Annotated in this window: 15 protein-coding genes and 1 pseudogene; 7 read left to right on the forward strand and 9 right to left on the reverse strand. The window is 55.6% G+C overall.

Going from position 1 to position 14,668, the window contains the following annotated elements; all coding sequences use genetic code 11:
• Window positions 1-191: 191 nt before the first annotated feature.
• The gene (locus tag PGR23_RS13210; RefSeq protein ID WP_047078176.1) at window positions 192-644 is read right to left on the reverse strand and encodes a DUF1198 domain-containing protein; all 453 of its coding nucleotides are present in this window, start codon (window positions 642-644) and stop codon (window positions 192-194) included.
• A gap of 270 nt (window positions 645-914) precedes the next feature.
• Here PGR23_RS13210 and PGR23_RS13215 point away from each other — a divergent pair, with 270 nt between their 5' ends.
• Both PGR23_RS13215 and PGR23_RS13220 read left to right on the forward strand, forming a co-directional pair.
• Window positions 915-1,775: a DUF6708 domain-containing protein gene (locus PGR23_RS13215; RefSeq protein ID WP_396279289.1), complete on the forward strand. Its 861-nt coding sequence runs from the start codon at window positions 915-917 to the stop codon at window positions 1,773-1,775.
• Between the two features lie 21 nt (window positions 1,776-1,796).
• Window positions 1,797-2,663, forward strand: a complete 867-nt coding sequence (locus PGR23_RS13220; protein ID WP_396279288.1) for a DUF6708 domain-containing protein — start codon at window positions 1,797-1,799, stop codon at window positions 2,661-2,663.
• Between the two features lie 80 nt (window positions 2,664-2,743).
• Here the strand turns inward: PGR23_RS13220 and uhpT are convergent, their stop codons facing one another.
• The 7 genes from uhpT to ivbL all read right to left on the reverse strand — a co-directional run bounded on the left by uhpT (window position 2,744) and on the right by ivbL (window position 10,043).
• Window positions 2,744-4,135, reverse strand: coding sequence for a hexose-6-phosphate:phosphate antiporter (gene uhpT, locus PGR23_RS13225; protein WP_015369067.1), 1,392 nt, complete (start codon window positions 4,133-4,135; stop codon window positions 2,744-2,746).
• 145 nt (window positions 4,136-4,280) lie between these two features.
• Window positions 4,281-5,609 (reverse strand): MFS transporter, encoded by a 1,329-nt coding sequence (locus tag PGR23_RS13230; protein WP_045397811.1) that lies wholly within the window; start codon window positions 5,607-5,609, stop codon window positions 4,281-4,283.
• Window positions 5,610-5,620: 11 nt separating this feature from the next.
• Window positions 5,621-7,102: a signal transduction histidine-protein kinase/phosphatase UhpB gene (gene uhpB / locus PGR23_RS13235; RefSeq protein ID WP_161801903.1), complete on the reverse strand. Its 1,482-nt coding sequence runs from the start codon at window positions 7,100-7,102 to the stop codon at window positions 5,621-5,623.
• Between the two features lie 17 nt (window positions 7,103-7,119).
• Window positions 7,120-7,713, reverse strand: coding sequence for a transcriptional regulator UhpA (gene uhpA / locus PGR23_RS13240; protein ID WP_430915628.1), 594 nt, complete (start codon window positions 7,711-7,713; stop codon window positions 7,120-7,122).
• A gap of 150 nt (window positions 7,714-7,863) precedes the next feature.
• A complete protein-coding gene (gene ilvN, locus PGR23_RS13245; RefSeq protein WP_016162014.1) occupies window positions 7,864-8,151 on the reverse strand; it encodes an acetolactate synthase small subunit in 288 nt (95 codons plus the stop codon).
• A gap of 3 nt (window positions 8,152-8,154) precedes the next feature.
• On the reverse strand, window positions 8,155-9,843 hold the full coding sequence (gene ilvB, locus PGR23_RS13250; RefSeq protein WP_101827597.1) for an acetolactate synthase large subunit: 1,689 nt from the start codon (window positions 9,841-9,843) through the stop codon (window positions 8,155-8,157).
• 104 nt (window positions 9,844-9,947) lie between these two features.
• A complete protein-coding gene (ivbL, locus tag PGR23_RS13255) occupies window positions 9,948-10,043 on the reverse strand; it encodes an ilvB operon leader peptide IvbL (protein ID WP_016162016.1) in 96 nt (31 codons plus the stop codon).
• Window positions 10,044-10,055: 12 nt separating this feature from the next.
• Here ivbL and PGR23_RS13260 point away from each other — a divergent pair.
• The 5 genes and pseudogenes from PGR23_RS13260 (at window position 10,056) to emrD (ending at window position 13,511) form a co-directional block, all read left to right on the forward strand.
• Window positions 10,056-10,224, forward strand: a pseudogene (locus PGR23_RS13260) (hypothetical protein).
• A 370-nt stretch (window positions 10,225-10,594) separates the two neighbouring features.
• Window positions 10,595-10,714: a type I toxin-antitoxin system toxin TisB gene (tisB, locus tag PGR23_RS13265; protein ID WP_004145059.1), complete on the forward strand. Its 120-nt coding sequence runs from the start codon at window positions 10,595-10,597 to the stop codon at window positions 10,712-10,714.
• 89 nt (window positions 10,715-10,803) lie between these two features.
• Window positions 10,804-11,250, forward strand: a complete 447-nt coding sequence (locus PGR23_RS13270; RefSeq protein ID WP_045397801.1) for a GNAT family N-acetyltransferase — start codon at window positions 10,804-10,806, stop codon at window positions 11,248-11,250.
• A 67-nt stretch (window positions 11,251-11,317) separates the two neighbouring features.
• Complete coding sequence (locus tag PGR23_RS13275; RefSeq protein WP_063416238.1) at window positions 11,318-12,151, forward strand: DMT family transporter; 834 nt, start codon at window positions 11,318-11,320, stop codon at window positions 12,149-12,151.
• A 175-nt stretch (window positions 12,152-12,326) separates the two neighbouring features.
• Entirely contained in the window at window positions 12,327-13,511 is a 1,185-nt protein-coding gene (gene emrD / locus PGR23_RS13280) for a multidrug efflux MFS transporter EmrD (protein WP_047044642.1), read from the forward strand.
• A gap of 144 nt (window positions 13,512-13,655) precedes the next feature.
• Here the strand turns inward: emrD and dsdC are convergent, their stop codons facing one another.
• Window positions 13,656-14,579 carry a DNA-binding transcriptional regulator DsdC gene (dsdC, locus tag PGR23_RS13285; protein WP_045395944.1) on the reverse strand — a complete coding sequence of 308 codons (924 nt, stop codon included), beginning with the start codon at window positions 14,577-14,579 and terminating at the stop codon, window positions 13,656-13,658.
• Window positions 14,580-14,668 lie beyond the last annotated feature (89 nt).

The following is a 14,668-nucleotide window of genomic DNA, read 5'->3' on the forward strand; positions in this document are numbered from 1 at the left end:
TCGCAACTCTTCTCGCTTTTCATAACGTACTACAAAAGCGTAGCCTGAGAATACAGGCCTCGTCATTCTGCCGGATGGCGCTTACGCTTATCCGGCCTACAAGTGACGAGTGCGTAAACCGTAGGCCGGATAAGGCGCAGCCGCCATCCGGCACACAAAAGCGATGAACCACAGGCCGGATAACAATGAGATCAGTGCAGCCAGTGCACGCCGTCTTCCGGGAGAAACAGGTCGTTATAGCGCTGCTGTAGGTTATGTAAATCGCTCACATCCGGGTCCAGCTCGCGCAGAAAACCTTGCGCCAGGCGGATCTGCGCGTCGGTAATCGGCGCCGCTAAACGCGCTTTTTGCATCAGGCGATACCAGTAATGCAGGTTTTTTTCGCTGGCGTCGACAATCGCAACCTGCCAGATGAGCAGCACCTGCGCGGCATTCTGCAGATGTGCTTCATTCGGCCGCTCCAGGTAACGCAAATACTCATTACCGGCGGTTTTTCCCAGCTGATCGATCATCGATTCCAACGGAACAGGCGTAATGCCAAGGCGTTCGCTCAGGCGACGAATCGCGCGGCGTGAATCAGAGGTAAGCACCCGAAATCCCACAACAAATACCACTATCAGGGTGGCCAGTCCTATCCAGATCATGCATCCTCTCATCCAATCGCAGCCTCACTATCATAATGGGAATTTGCCTGCTGTCGACTGTCGGACGAACCATAATGTGACTTATCGCGTTACTTTATAGTTTTAACGAATTAATCAATCATACTGACATAAAGAAACAATATATTAAAAACAAATATTCGCATTAATGTAATTAGCTTAATCTATGAATTGCTATTTTTGCACTGTAATAATTAAGCATGTTATCCTTTTATGGATTCACTACCCTTATCAAGCAACGGAATGCATATTATGCAACACACCTATTTAGCAAAACATATAGATGACGATGGCCTTGCCAGACTCAATGCCGAGACGAGAAGTAATACAGATAAACTCACGCACGCGGGTAAACTCTCCTGTGTAAATGATGATTATTGCGAAATAACTCGTAACTACACATCATTTTATGGCATGAATATTCTGTGCATTGCATTGTTCTTACCAATGGTTATATTGATATTTCTTGGGGTCATTGCGTTTTTATATGAAGCAGCTTTTGATTTTGAATGGTATATTGACTCATTCTGGGCCGACCCAAACAAACAACAAGTGACACTGATTTTACATTTTACAATATTAGTATTATTCACACTGGCCTTTCCTTTAGCAGCACTGGTAAATTACTCAGTTTTCGCTCCCAGGCATTATCCAATCCGTTTTAATCGCAAAACTGGGAAAGTTTATGTTTATGAGTATATTCTCCATGATTTATTTCATACTCAGCCCTATACATTTTTCTTCCACCATCCTTTCTATAAAAAGACAAAACCTGAATACAAAGAATTTGCCTGGAGCGATATTAAAGGAATTTGTCAGTTTTCGAATAATAACGCGCGACTTAACTGTCATGTATATGAAAACAACAGCATCGTTGACTCCTTTACACTCACTACGGGTGATATGGGAACAGAAACAATGCTGTTGAATAACTATAAACTATGGCTGTGGATCAGTAGCTATATGGATTTCAAAGACGAGATATTAGATATGACCGTCAATCCTAACGTGGGTATTTACGGGCGCAAAGTCGAATGGCCTGAGGTGATGCTTAAGAAATCTACGGTGTCATCATTAGATGAATATGAAAAAATCACCGAAACGGTATCATAGTCAATAGGCAAAGGAATGCATATGCTCCCGATCCAGAACCATTATTTAGCAAAGCAAATTACCGATACGGAACTTAAAAACCTTATCGCAGAGACTCCAGGCGATACAAATAAGTTAACGCATGCGGGGAAATTATCCTATGTTAATGATGACTATTGTGAAATCACTCGCAATCACTCTTCATTTTATGGGATGAACATTCTCTATATCATTATGCTATTACCTTTGGTTATTTTATCATGTTTGGGAATCATTATGTTTTTATACTATATGATTTTCGATTTCAAAAGTTACGCGGCTTTTTTTTGGCAAGAGAAAAGTGAACTCCTGCTAACACTCACTATCCATTTTGGCGTCATTATTATATTGACCATAGCTTATTTCTCCTCATTTGCAGTAAATTACTGCTTCTTTTCGCCACGACATTACCCAATTCGTTTTAATCGAAAAACAGGAAAAATTTATATTTGCGAATACGTTTTTTTTGTACTGCTCCAAAGACCGAACCGCAACTATAAAGCCAGAACCCGCTTTCCATTCTATAAACGGACCCGGCCAGAATACAAAGAATTCTCCTGGGATTCTATAAAAGGCTATTATGATTTTTATCAGCAAAGGTCGTGTATTTGCTGCCATGTTTATCAAAATGAAAACATTGCCGACACATTTACGCTTATTTCAGAAAAAACTATTATTGAGTCTGAATATTTTAATAACTATAAACTCTGGGCTTGGGTTAACCACTATATGGATTTCAAAGACGAGATGTTAGATATGACCGTCAATCCTAACGTGGGTATTTACGGGCGCAAAGTCGAATGGCCGGAGGCGATGCTTAAAAAACCTACCGCGTCATCGTTAGAAGAATATGAAAAAATCGCCGACTAATTTAATCCGTTTGCCGCCCAGAAAACCCTATAAAAAAGCCCGGCGCAATGGCCGGGCAAGGTTACCAAATACCTGGTGAATCAGGCAGTCTGCAAAACTCGATTCTTTTTCTCGCGGCGAATTTTACGCTCTTCGAAGATAGCCACGATGGCCATCAGGCAGATACAGCCGATGGCGGCGGCGTCCAGCGCCGCAAAGGTGCCGGCCCAGCCGGTCAGGCCGAAGACCGGCGTGCCGTCGGCGATCATCCCGAGCCCCAGTTTGGCGAAGCTATCGCCGATCAGATAGGCGAAGGTGCCCTTGATTCCATCGGCGGCGCCGATCGCTTTTTTCGGCACAAAGCCGACGGCGGCGACGCCAATTAACAGCTGCGGACCAAACACCAGGAAGCCCAGCGCAAACAACGAGGCCAGATAGACGTACTGGTTGCTGGCATGTTGGTAAACCCCGAGGGTGGCGATAATCAGCGCCAGCGCGACGCAGGCTACCAGCGCGCGGCGGCCGTTGGCCAGGTCCGACAACCAGCCCCACAGTAGCGTGCCAACCAGCGCGCCGACTTCAAACAGGGTAAAGCCCTGAATCGCCACCTCTTTAGACAGCTTCAGCTCCTGGAAGGCATACACGGTGGACCACTGATCGATACCGATACGCACCACGTAGAGGAAGATGTTGGAGAAACACAGCAGCCAGATCACTTTGTTTTTCAGCACGTACTCAACAAAGATCTGCCACTTGGTCATCGCATTTTCTTCAGTCTCTTTGTCCTCTTCGCTGATCGCTTCGCCAAACAGCTCTTCCGCCGTGCCGAGGCCGTAGGATTCCGGAGAGTCGCTACCGTAGCGCAGGCCAATAAAGCCAACGATCAGCGCAATAATCGACGGGAAGATAAACATGCCTATCACATGGCCGTCGAACAGATAGTTGGCGCCAAACAGCGCCACGCCCGCCGCGCCCGCGCCGCCGAGGTTGTGGGAGATATTCCAGAAGCCGAGGAAGGTGCCGCGTTTGCGTCTGGGCGTCCACTTGGTGATGGTGGAATAGCTGCACGAGCCGCCGGTGCTCTGGAAGAAACCGCTCAGCGCATAGAAGGCGATCATCAGGAACAGGCTGGTTGAACCCGCCCCCATGCTGGCGCTAAAGCCCAGCATACAGATAGCGGAGAGGATCAGCATAAACGGCAGGAACTGCTTGGTGTTTTTACCGTCGGCATAATAAGAGACCAGCGTCTTGCCCACGCCGTAGGTAATGGAAAAGCCCAGGCCAATCATCCCCAGTTGCGTCATGCTCAACCCGTAGGTGGAGATCATGTCGTTCTGAGCGATGTTAAAGTTCTTGCGGATCAGATACATGGTCAGGTAGCCGATGAAGACCACCAGGTAGGACTGCATGAAAGGTTTGAACCACATTTTGCGCCGCACGTCGAGCGGCAGATCCAGGGTCGGCTTGCGCACCTGATTCAGAAAGGCCAGCATGGGTATCTCCTGAGCTGATTTTTTATGCCTGCGTAATAACCAGGCATTGTAAAAACCAGCGCGCCGTCTGGCCTGAGACGGCGTCCAGGTGAAACCAGGAAAATTTCTTAGTTTTGCCCCGTTCGCGGCGAAAGGGTGAGCTACATCACGCTTCGCTGGCGGTACGCGGCGCCTGCGCGTTTAAAAACGGCAGCAGCAGCAGCGCGGAAATGCCGGCGGCAATCGCAATCACCACGAAGAATCCGGTCCAGTGCCAGATATCCATCACCTGCGCCAGCGGCCAGCCGGAAAGCGAGGCGCCAAGATAAGCGAACAGGCCGACAAACCCGGTCGCCGCCCCGGCGGCTTCTTTATGCGAACATTCCGCCGCCGCCATGCCGATCAGCATCTGCGGGCCGAAGACGAAGAATCCGGTGGTGAAGAAGCAGGCCGCCTGCATGACATAGCTGGCGAACGGCATCAGCCACAACCCGCCAACCGACAGCAAAATTCCGGCGGCGAAAATCAGATTCATCGGCCCGCGATTGCCGTTAAACAGCTTATCCGAGCCCCACCCCGCCACCAGCGCGCCGATAAAACCGCCCAGCTCAAACATGGTCACCGCCGAGTTAGCGGTCACCAGATCGACGCCTAGCGTCTCCGACATATACAGATTGCCCCAGTCGTTAATCGCCGCCCGCACCACGTACACCAGCACATAGCACAGCGATAACAGCCAGATATAGGGATTGGCCAGCACGTAGCGGGTCAGGATCTCTTTGCGCGTCAGCCCTGCGCCTTCCTGCTGCTGGGCGATTTCCAGCGCATCGTGACGCCAGTCGCCTACGGCGGGTAACCCCACCGCCTGCGGGCGATCGCGCAGCCGCCAGCACAGATACAGTCCGGCGAGAATCGCCAGACAGCCGGCAATCGTCATACCCGCACGCCAGCCGTAGTGCAGCGCCGCCGCCCCCACCACCATCGGGATCAACGCGCCGCCGACGTTATGCGCGGTATTCCACAGCGCCCACCAGCCGCCGCGTTCGGTCCGCGAATACCAGGCCGTCAGCAACCGGGCGCACACCGGCGAGCCCCAGCCCTGGAAGAAGGCATTCAGCGCCCACAGCAGCGCGAAAGCCCACAGCGAGGTGGAAAAACCGAACAGAATATTCACCACCCCGGTGGCGATGAGTCCCAGCCCCATAAAATAGCGGGCGTCGGAGCGGTCGCTGACGATACCGGAGAAAAATTTCGACAGTCCGTAAGTGATGTAAAACAGCGTGGCCAGCAGGCCGATATCGCTGCGGGTCAGCACATTGCTGGCCAGAATTTCAGGTACCGCGGCATTAAAGCTTTTGCGGGTGAAATAAAATAGCGCGTAACCAAGCCAGATAGTGAGCAGAATATGTCGACGCCAGTAACGATAACGCTCGTCCAGCTCGCGTTTATCGCTAATTGGCGCGGCGTCCGGCGGCGCTTTTAAAAAGGCAAACATCGGCGCTCCTCTCAGGCGTAACGCAGCGGTAGATTGACGCACACGCGGGTACCGTGTGTGCAGGAGATAGTTAACGTACCGCCCAGCGCGGTCACGCGTTCACGCATGCCGGTCAGGCCGAACCCCTGCAGATTCGAACCCGGCGGCAGGCCGCAGCCGTCATCCTCCAGCACCAGCATCAATCGCCCATCCTGCTGCCAGCCCTGGAGGGTGACGGCGCTGGCGCTGGCGTGCTTGACGATATTATTCAGTCCCTCCTGGCAAACGCGAAACAGCGTTACGCGCTGGTTTTCGCTCAGCCCCGCCTCGTTAATCCGCCATTCAAGGTGGCTGACGATGCCGCGGTCTTCCAGTTCCATTTCGCGCATCAACGAACGTATCGCCTGTTCAAGCGGCAGATCGTCAAGCTGGCGCGGACGCAGACGACCAAGCAGTCTTCGCACGGAGTCGTAAACCCCCAGCGATAGCTGTTCTATCAACTGACCGCTCTGCCGTACGCTACCGTTGTGTGGCGCCAGACGCTGCACGATCCCCGCCTGGGTGCGAATTGCCGTGATAGTCTGGCCAATATCATCGTGGAGCTCGCGCGCCACGTCGCGCCGCACGCTCTCTTCCGTTTCCAGCAGGCGTTCCGCCAGCCGCCGATTACGCGCCAGCTCGTTCTGTAGCGACAGGTTAAGCTCGCGCAATCGCTGGATCCCCGCCCCCAGCAGCAGTCCGGTCAGGCTCTGGGCCAGCAGGGAAAGCAATAAATCAACCGGGTGATCGTGCCAGGTCTGGCTGGCGATCAGCGCGATGGCGTTCATCAGGGTGGCGATCAGCGCCCCCTGCCAGCCGTAGTGCCAGGCGAGAGCGATAATCGGCAGCGCCAGACAAAAAGGGGTAAAGCGGGAGAGTTCGGCGGGCAACCCGAGCTGTAGCCACAGGCTGACGGTAAAGAGCAGCAGGTACCAGATCAGATGCCGGCCACGCCAGTTAACCGGCTGCGACACCAGCGACGGTCCCAGCGGCCGCCAGACGGTGCTGGTAAGATAGTGCCAGATAACCAGGCAGGTCGGCGCCAGCGTCAGGCCGCCGGTCAGCGTCAACAACAGCGCGGTCAATCCTTCGCTCCCTTGCGCCAACCACGGCAGCGATTGCAGCAGCGAGGCGGCGATCAGCGCCCCGCCCTGGCGCAATAATGTCAGCCAGTCGCGCTGATGGCGATAGCGTGAAATCAACGCTACCGGCAGCAGGGTCAGCAGACTTCCGGTCATCAATATTATAGGGTGCGCCAGCGCCACTTCCTGCGCCAGCCAGAAGATAAGCAGCCACTCGGCTCCCAGCAGCACCGGCCAGTAGCCACGCGGGCACTGCAGCATCAGCCCTAAACGCAGGCCAAAGGGAAACAGCAGCACCGCCAGGTCCGCGCGTTCCACCAGATGCAGACTGATGCTCCACAGGCAGAACCAGGCGGCTGAGAAGATAAAGGCGCAGCCGATCACCGACAGCAACCGTGAGACGATGGCCTTCATTGCCAGCTATCGAACATACGGCGCGCCAGCTCAACGTCGTTACTGACGCCCAGTTTTTCCAGCAGGTTGGCGCGGTGAACGTGAACGGTTTTCGGCGACAAGCCGAGCTCGGCGGCGATCTCTTTCACCGCCATGCCCTGCGCCAGCTTTTCCGCCACCTGGCGTTCACGTTTGGTGAGCGGATCCTGGCGCCCTGCAGCCAGCTTCATGGCGATATCCGGCGTGAGATAGCAACCGCCCGCCGCCACCGTGCGGACCGCGGCGATAAGTTCATCCGGGCTGCAGCGTTTCGACAGGAAGCCGCGCGCGCCGGCGTTCAGCGCCTGCTCGATCAGCGCCGGGCTATCGTGCACCGACAACATGATGGTCGCCATCCCCTTAGGCAGCTGGCTTAGCAACTCCAGCCCGGAAATATCCGACATTGAGATATCGCAGATACAGACCTGTACACCGCGCCCCGGTAGCCCCGCCAGCGCCTCCCGTCCACAGCCGAATTCAGCGACAACCTGAAAATCAGCTTCCAGCCCCAGCAGCTGAGCAAAACCGGAGCGGACAATCAAATGATCGTCAATAAGGGCGATGGTAGTCATGGTGTTTCCTGGTGCCTGAAAGCGCCGGATGGCGGCGTAAACGCCTTATCCGGCCTACGGATTCACTCCCTGTAGGCCGGATAAGCGCAGCGCTATCCGGCAAAGGCGCTTACCTTAGCGGTAAGCGCGTAGCTGTTCAAGCCTTGAGCGTTATTCGAAGAACACCGCAATTTTGTTAAACATGGTGGGATCGGACTGGTTACGCGCCACGTTGGTGACATCTTCCAGCTTTTCAATCTGGCTAATCATCTGCCCCAGCCGCTGGTCATCATTTACCAGCAGCCAGATGCGGCTGTGCTCGCTGCCCTGGATCGGCAAGCAGAGAATGCCTTCAACGTTAAACGCGCGGCGGGCAAATAGCCCGCAGACGTGGGTCATGACGCCAGGGTGGTTGCGGACGGTGAGTTCCAGAATGACGTTATCGTGTTGCTTTTGCATGGCTTATTCCCCCACCATCTCAGTATTGGCCGCACCCGGCGGTACCATCGGATACACTTTCTGCTGCGCGTCGATACGCACGTGGATCAACGCCGGACCTGGGCGGTCGATAATCGCCTGCAGCGCCGCCTGCGGATCTGCTTCGTTATTTAAATCACAGGTTTGCAGACCAAAACCGGCGGCGATCTGCATAAAGTTAATCATCCCCGGATAGGTCGCGGCGAAGACGCCCTGTTGATAGAACAGGCTCTGCTGCTGATGCACCAGCCCCAGCGCTTCGTTGTTCATCAGGATGATTTTTACATCCAGCTGATTTTCGGCAGCGGTGGCCATCTCCTGAATATTCATCATCAGGCTGCCGTCGCCAGAAAAGCAAATAACCTTACGCTGTGGATTGGCCAGCGCCGCGCCGATGGCCGCCGGCAGGCCGAAGCCCATGGTACCGAGACCGCCGGAAGTCAGCCACTGGCGCGGACGGTTGAGCGGATAGGCCTGCGCCGTCCACATCTGATGCTGGCCAACGTCGGTGGTGATGATCGCCTCATCATCAACGCAGGCGGCCACGGCGTTAATCAGGCCGTAATGGGAGAGCGGGTCGCTTTCCTGCGGGATGGCGCAGGGGAATTCTCTTTGTAAATCAGCCACCAGCTGGCGCCACTCATCACGCGGCTGCACTTCAATCTGCGGAATAAGCTGGGCTAAGACCTCCGCCACATCGCCCTGAATCGCTACGTGCGGTTGCTTAATTTTGCCCAGCTCCGAGCGGTCGATATCGACGTGAATAATCTTCGCGTTCGGGCAGAACTGCTCGGTCTTGCCAATCGCCCGGTCATCAAAACGCGCACCTAAAACAATCAGTAAATCAGCCTCTTGCAGAATAAAGTTAGTGCTGCGCGCGCCGTGCATCCCCAGCATGCCCAGCGACAACGGATGTGCCTTCGGCAGCATACCCAGCGCCATTAAGGTCATGGTGGTCGGCAGGTTGGCTTTTTCCGCCAGGTCCCGAATCGGCTGCGGCGCGTTAATCACGCCGCCGCCCAGATACAGTACCGGGCGTTTCGCCGCGTTGATCATTGCCGCCGCTTCACGCACGCTTTCAGGCGCGAATGCCGGGGCCGGGGCGCGCTCGCCTGGCTCCGGCAGCGTTTCCAGTTCAATCGTCGCCGACTGCACATCCTTAGGAATATCTATCCACACCGGGCCCGGTCGCCCGGACTGGGCAATACGGAAGGCGTCGCTCATCACCTGCGGCAGCTCGGCGATGTCGCGCACCAGGTAGTTATGCTTGGTGATGGGGATAGAAATGCCGTAGGTATCGACTTCCTGGAAGGCATCGGTGCCGATCATTGAGGCCGGAACCTGGCCGGTGATGCAGACCAGCGGAATAGAATCGAGGCGGGCATCGGCGATGGCGGTAATCAGGTTGGTGGCGCCAGGGCCGCTACAGGCCATGCAGACCGCGGGTTTACCTTCGGTACGCGCCATCCCCTGAGCGATAAAACCCGCCCCCTGCTCGTGGCGCGCCAGGATGTGGCGGATCTGCGTGCTTTGGCTCAAGGCATCGTAGATGGGCAGGATGGAGCCGCCCGGAATGCCGCTGACCATAGTGATACCCTGGCGTTCCAGTAAATGAACAACCAGCTGCGCGCCGGTAAAGCGCATTGTGTTTGATGTGGTGCCCGAACTTGCCATGCTCCAGTCCTTTTATTCTGGGCCGACTTTACCGGGGGGCTCGCCAACAAAAAACCCCGCTCGGTTTGCGCCGGCGGGGTTTGGAATTCGTGTTGTTCCGGACCCTACGGCGCATTGCCGACGACGACCACCACAGACACGACGACCACCGCGGCAGGCGCGGTTTTTAGTAGGGTCGAAGTCATCATGGCAGCGTTCATTAGGGACCTGTTGTGTCAAAAAATAAGCTGAATTTATACAAACACAGGTTTTGCGTTTTCACAATGGATTTATTTTCATCCACGAGAATTTGCGCGAAAGATCACAATTCGCGACATCAGCGGCAGAAAACAAAAAACCCCGCCGGAGCGAGGTTTTTATCAGCATTTTTACGGGTGGTAGCCGCAAGCACACTGTATTACGTCAACGACAAAAGTATACGCGATCGCTGCAATTCGCGCAATTTAAGGTCGAAATTTCTCTGTCATAGAGTATGGATGGCGGATGCGAATTTGTCCAAAAAATACTGTTCATACATACAGTATTTATCTATACTGGATGTGTTCACTTTGTGCCATTCGGGGGCCGCAAGTTTGACCGGCGCAACGAAGTCCTGGCTGAAACGGGTGGTGCCGTCAGTGCCTTAACCCCGAGAGAGCACACTGTGTTACGTCAACAATGCGTCGTGTCCGGCCCGTGCGGCCATCACTGCGCAACCCCTGTGAGAACAGGGATAAGCTGGCAACAGGCAGCGGAAAGGTACGTCAGCTTATTGTGCTCCTTAACCACAGGAGACGCGCGTATGGGCGGAATGGATATTATTATTTTAATCCTGAAACTCATGGTTGCTGTGTTGCAACTACTTGATGCAGTCCTGAAACAGTTCCGCTGATTCAGGTTCAAGTCGCACCTGAGGGGGGTGGGCAACCGCCCCCCTGCAGGCGCCCTGCGGGCGTTCCGGGATGACTTGATGGAGGAACCATGCCACCGCTATTAATTGCCGCAACGACGCCGGATGATCCGGGGTTCGTCGCGCTGCGCGCCGAAAGCCTTGAACAGCACTTCAATATGCTGCGTCGGCTGGCGGAAAACTGGCAAAGCGGCAAAAACCGCTTTAACGCCCCTGGTGAAAAGCTGCTGGGCGCGTTCGTCCGTGGCCAGTTAGTTGGGGTCTGCGGTCTGAACGTCGACCCCTTCAGCCAGCAGCCGCGGGCCGGGCGCATTCGCCATCTCTATATTCGCGATAGCCATCGCCGCCAGGGAATTGGCCAGCAGCTGCTGGTCTCGGTCATCACGCATTCCGGCGCCTGGTTCGATTTCCTTAATACCCATGCCCCGGCGCAGGCCTGGCCCTTTTATGAACGCTTTGGTTTCCGCCCGGTATACGATGAGCCTCGGGTTACGCATCGCCTGTTCTGCTCGCTGTAAGCGTGGCTGGCTGGCGGAACGGGGTCATGTTACAGTCCGCTGACCTTAACTGCTGAATCTGCCTGCGATGACCATCACCGTATTCTGCATTTTGCTGTTCGCCGCACTGCTGCACGCCAGCTGGAACGCTATCGTCAAAGCCAGCGGCGATAAAATGTACGCGGCGATAAGCGTCAGCGGGTCGGCCTCGCTGATCGCCCTGGTGATGCTCCCCTTCGCGCCACAGCCGACGCTGGCCAGCGCCCCCTATCTGGTGGCGTCATGTGTATTACAGGTGGTGTATACGGTACTGGTGGCGAAGACCTATCAGGTGTCGGATATGAGCCAGACCTATCCGCTAATGCGCGGCACCGCGCCGCTGCTGGTCGCGGCTATCAGCGTGATATTTCTCGGCGATCGCTTATCGCCGCTGGCCTGGTTGGGTATTGGCGTCATCTGTCTGGCGATTCTGGCAATGGCCTTCAACGGCCGCGTCAGTTCCCGCAAAGGCATCATGCTGGCGCTGATCAACGCCTGTTTTATCGCGGGCTATACGCTGGTGGATGGCACCGGGGTTCGGCTGGCGGGATCGGCGCTCGGCTATACCCTGTGGACCTTTTTTATGAACGGTTGCTGCCTGCTGTGCTGGGCGATGGCGGCACGGCGGCGCGAAGCCAGCCGTTATTTACGCCAGCACTGGAAAAAGGGCATCCTCGGCGGCGTCGGCACCATGGGATCCTACGGCCTGGCGCTATGGGCGATGACTCAGGCGCCGCTGGCGGTGGTCGCCGCGCTGCGTGAAACCTCCATTCTGTTCGGCGCGCTGATCGCATTTATCGTCCTGAAGGAACAAGTGGTAGCGCTGCGCATCGTTGCCGCCTGTGGTATTGCCGCTGGAGCAATCCTGCTGCGTCTCTCATAGATTAAAATGGCAACATTAGTTGCCGATCCTGTTTACAAAACCTGCCTGAATTTTCCCCAACAATCGGTGCTATGTAGTTGTTCTGTCATTTTATTGTGGTAGATTCCTCCATCGTTTAAGGGGTGTGCCAGTCACATATTCTTCATTTCTCATTGCTCACGAAGTATTCATCGACATGAAACGGCATAAGAACTTCAATTTGTTGTTGATGCTGGTACTGCTGGTGGCCGTTGGCCAGATGGCGCAGACCATTTATATTCCGGCTATCGCCGACATGGCGGTATCGCTTAACGTCCGTGAAGGGGCGGTACAAAGCGTAATGGCGGCCTACCTCCTGACGTACGGCATTTCGCAGCTGTTCTACGGCCCGCTCTCTGACCGCGTAGGCCGCCGCCCGGTGATCCTCGTCGGGATGTCTATTTTTATGCTGGCGACGCTGGTTGCCATCACCACCCATAGCCTGCCGGTGTTGATCGCCGCCAGCGCCATGCAGGGGATGGGCACCGGCGTCGGCGGCGTCATGGCGCGCACCCTGCCGCGAGACCTATATGAAGGCGCGCAGCTACGTCACGCCAACAGTTTGTTAAATATGGGGATACTGGTCAGCCCGCTGATTGCGCCGCTGCTCGGCGGCATCCTCGATACCCTGTGGAACTGGCGCGCCTGCTACGCCTTCTTACTGGTGCTGTGCGCGGGCGTGACCTTCAGCATGGCGAAATGGATGCCGGAAACGCGCCCGCAAGGCGCGCCGCGGACGAAACTACTGGCCAGTTACAAAACGCTGTTCGGTACCGGCGCCTTTAACTGTTACCTGCTGATGCTGGTGGGCGGGCTGGCCGGAATTGCGGTGTTCGAAGCCTGTTCCGGCGTGCTGATGGGCGCGGTGCTCGGCCTGAGCAGTATGGCGGTCAGTATTCTGTTTATTCTGCCGATCCCGGCGGCGTTCTTCGGCGCGTGGTTCGCTGGCCGTCCGAATAAACGCTTCTCAACGCTGATGTGGCAGTCTGTTATCTGCTGCCTGCTGGCGGGAGTTATGATGTGGTTGCCGGGGCTGTTCGGCGTTATGACCGTCTGGACACTGCTGGTGCCTGCGGCGCTGTTCTTCTTCGGCGCGGGTATGTTGTTCCCGCTGGCTACCAGCGGCGCGATGGAGCCATTTCCGTTCCTCGCCGGTACCGCTGGCGCGCTGGTTGGCGGCTTGCAGAATATCGGCTCCGGCGTGCTGGCCTGGCTGTCGGCGATGATGCCGCAAACGGGGCAAAGCAGCCTCGGCCTGCTAATGATGTTAATGGGGCTGTTGATTCTGCTGTGCTGGCTGCCGCTGGCCTCGCGCTTTACCAGCCACCAGCAGCCGGTATAAGCGCCGCTGGCGCTCCCCGGATAGCGGCTTACGCCTTATCCGGGCTACCGTTCTGATGAAGGCCCCCGGCAGTGGGTTGCGCAGAACCGTAGCCCTGCTAAGCGTAGCGCAAGCAGGGAAATCCCCCGGATAGCGGCTTTTGCCCTATGTCAGACTGTGCAGCCATTCGATAAAGGCGTCGATTTTCGGCCACTGACGGCCCGGCAGGGTCGTCACATAGTAGTGCTGGTGACACTTCAGCGTCATGTCGCCGAACGGCGCGATAAGCTCCCCGCTCTCTAACCGCTTCTGCACCAACCGCTTACGCCCCATCGCTACCCCGACGTCATTCATCGCCGCAATCACCGCTAAATCAGAACGATCGAAGCCGATACCCGACGATTGCGGCAATTCAATTGCAAATTGCTGCGCCCAGCTGAACCACTCATCGGTGCCGGAATCATTGCTCCATGCCTGGCGGTCATGGAGTAACGTGCAGTAGCGCAGATTGCCTGGATTGTGGATTAACTGCTGCTGTTGCGCGTATTTCGGCGTACATACCGGCACGATCGCTTCATCCATCAGAAAATGATGGCTGAGCTGTGTTGACGGCGCGTCATCAAAATAGATTGCCAGATCGATACCCGCGCGCTGTAGATTGACGTTATCGTTGCCGGTGAGCACAGTCAGCGAGATAGACGGATAGCGGCGAGTGAAATCGCCCAACGCCGGTACCAGCCAGCACTGCGCGATCGACGGGCGCGAGTACACCGTCAGCGTGCCGGAGAGCTCCTGATTTTTAATATCCAGAATCTCCTGGTTAAGGCTATCCAGCGAGGATTTCAACGCCCAGAATACCCGCCGCCCCTCGCGGGTCAGCTCCACCCTGCGGTGCGAACGTATAAATAGCTGAATACCCAGCTCTTCTTCCAGCTGGTTGATGCGATGGCTAACGGCGCTCGGCGTCAGCGACAGCTCTTCCGCCGCCAGTGCAAAGGACTCATGGCGAGCCGCGACTTCAAAGGTGTACAGCTTTGACAACTGCCAGCCGTTCAGCAGCCGATTGCCTATCTCTTTCATCACATCCATCACAATTCCTCGCCTTTTCTTTGCCGGTAAGTGTAAAAAAAACGCAGCCGGAGCGCGCCTGAAAGATGAATAAAAGTGACCCAATACAC

Source organism: Klebsiella sp. 141162, assembly GCF_050600755.1.
In the GTDB taxonomy this organism is placed as follows: domain Bacteria; phylum Pseudomonadota; class Gammaproteobacteria; order Enterobacterales; family Enterobacteriaceae; genus Klebsiella; species Klebsiella aerogenes.

Excerpts from the sequence above, each read along its gene's own strand:
- ivbL (WP_016162016.1), bottom strand. The coding sequence starts at position 10,043 with ATGAACGCTGCCATGATGACTTCGACCCTACTAAAAACCGCGCCTGCC.
- uhpT (WP_015369067.1), bottom strand. The coding sequence starts at position 4,135 with ATGCTGGCCTTTCTGAATCAGGTGCGCAAGCCGACCCTGGATCTGCCG.
- PGR23_RS13275 (WP_063416238.1), top strand. The coding sequence starts at position 11,318 with ATGACCATCACCGTATTCTGCATTTTGCTGTTCGCCGCACTGCTGCAC.
- ilvB (WP_101827597.1), bottom strand. The coding sequence starts at position 9,843 with ATGGCAAGTTCGGGCACCACATCAAACACAATGCGCTTTACCGGCGCG.
- PGR23_RS13220 (WP_396279288.1), top strand. The coding sequence starts at position 1,797 with ATGCTCCCGATCCAGAACCATTATTTAGCAAAGCAAATTACCGATACG.
- ilvN (WP_016162014.1), bottom strand. The coding sequence starts at position 8,151 with ATGCAAAAGCAACACGATAACGTCATTCTGGAACTCACCGTCCGCAAC.
- PGR23_RS13215 (WP_396279289.1), top strand. The coding sequence starts at position 915 with ATGCAACACACCTATTTAGCAAAACATATAGATGACGATGGCCTTGCC.
- uhpA (WP_430915628.1), bottom strand. The coding sequence starts at position 7,713 with ATGACTACCATCGCCCTTATTGACGATCATTTGATTGTCCGCTCCGGT.
- PGR23_RS13210 (WP_047078176.1), bottom strand. The coding sequence starts at position 644 with ATGATCTGGATAGGACTGGCCACCCTGATAGTGGTATTTGTTGTGGGA.
- PGR23_RS13270 (WP_045397801.1), top strand. The coding sequence starts at position 10,804 with ATGCCACCGCTATTAATTGCCGCAACGACGCCGGATGATCCGGGGTTC.
- emrD (WP_047044642.1), top strand. The coding sequence starts at position 12,327 with ATGAAACGGCATAAGAACTTCAATTTGTTGTTGATGCTGGTACTGCTG.
- dsdC (WP_045395944.1), bottom strand. The coding sequence starts at position 14,579 with ATGGATGTGATGAAAGAGATAGGCAATCGGCTGCTGAACGGCTGGCAG.
- PGR23_RS13230 (WP_045397811.1), bottom strand. The coding sequence starts at position 5,609 with ATGTTTGCCTTTTTAAAAGCGCCGCCGGACGCCGCGCCAATTAGCGAT.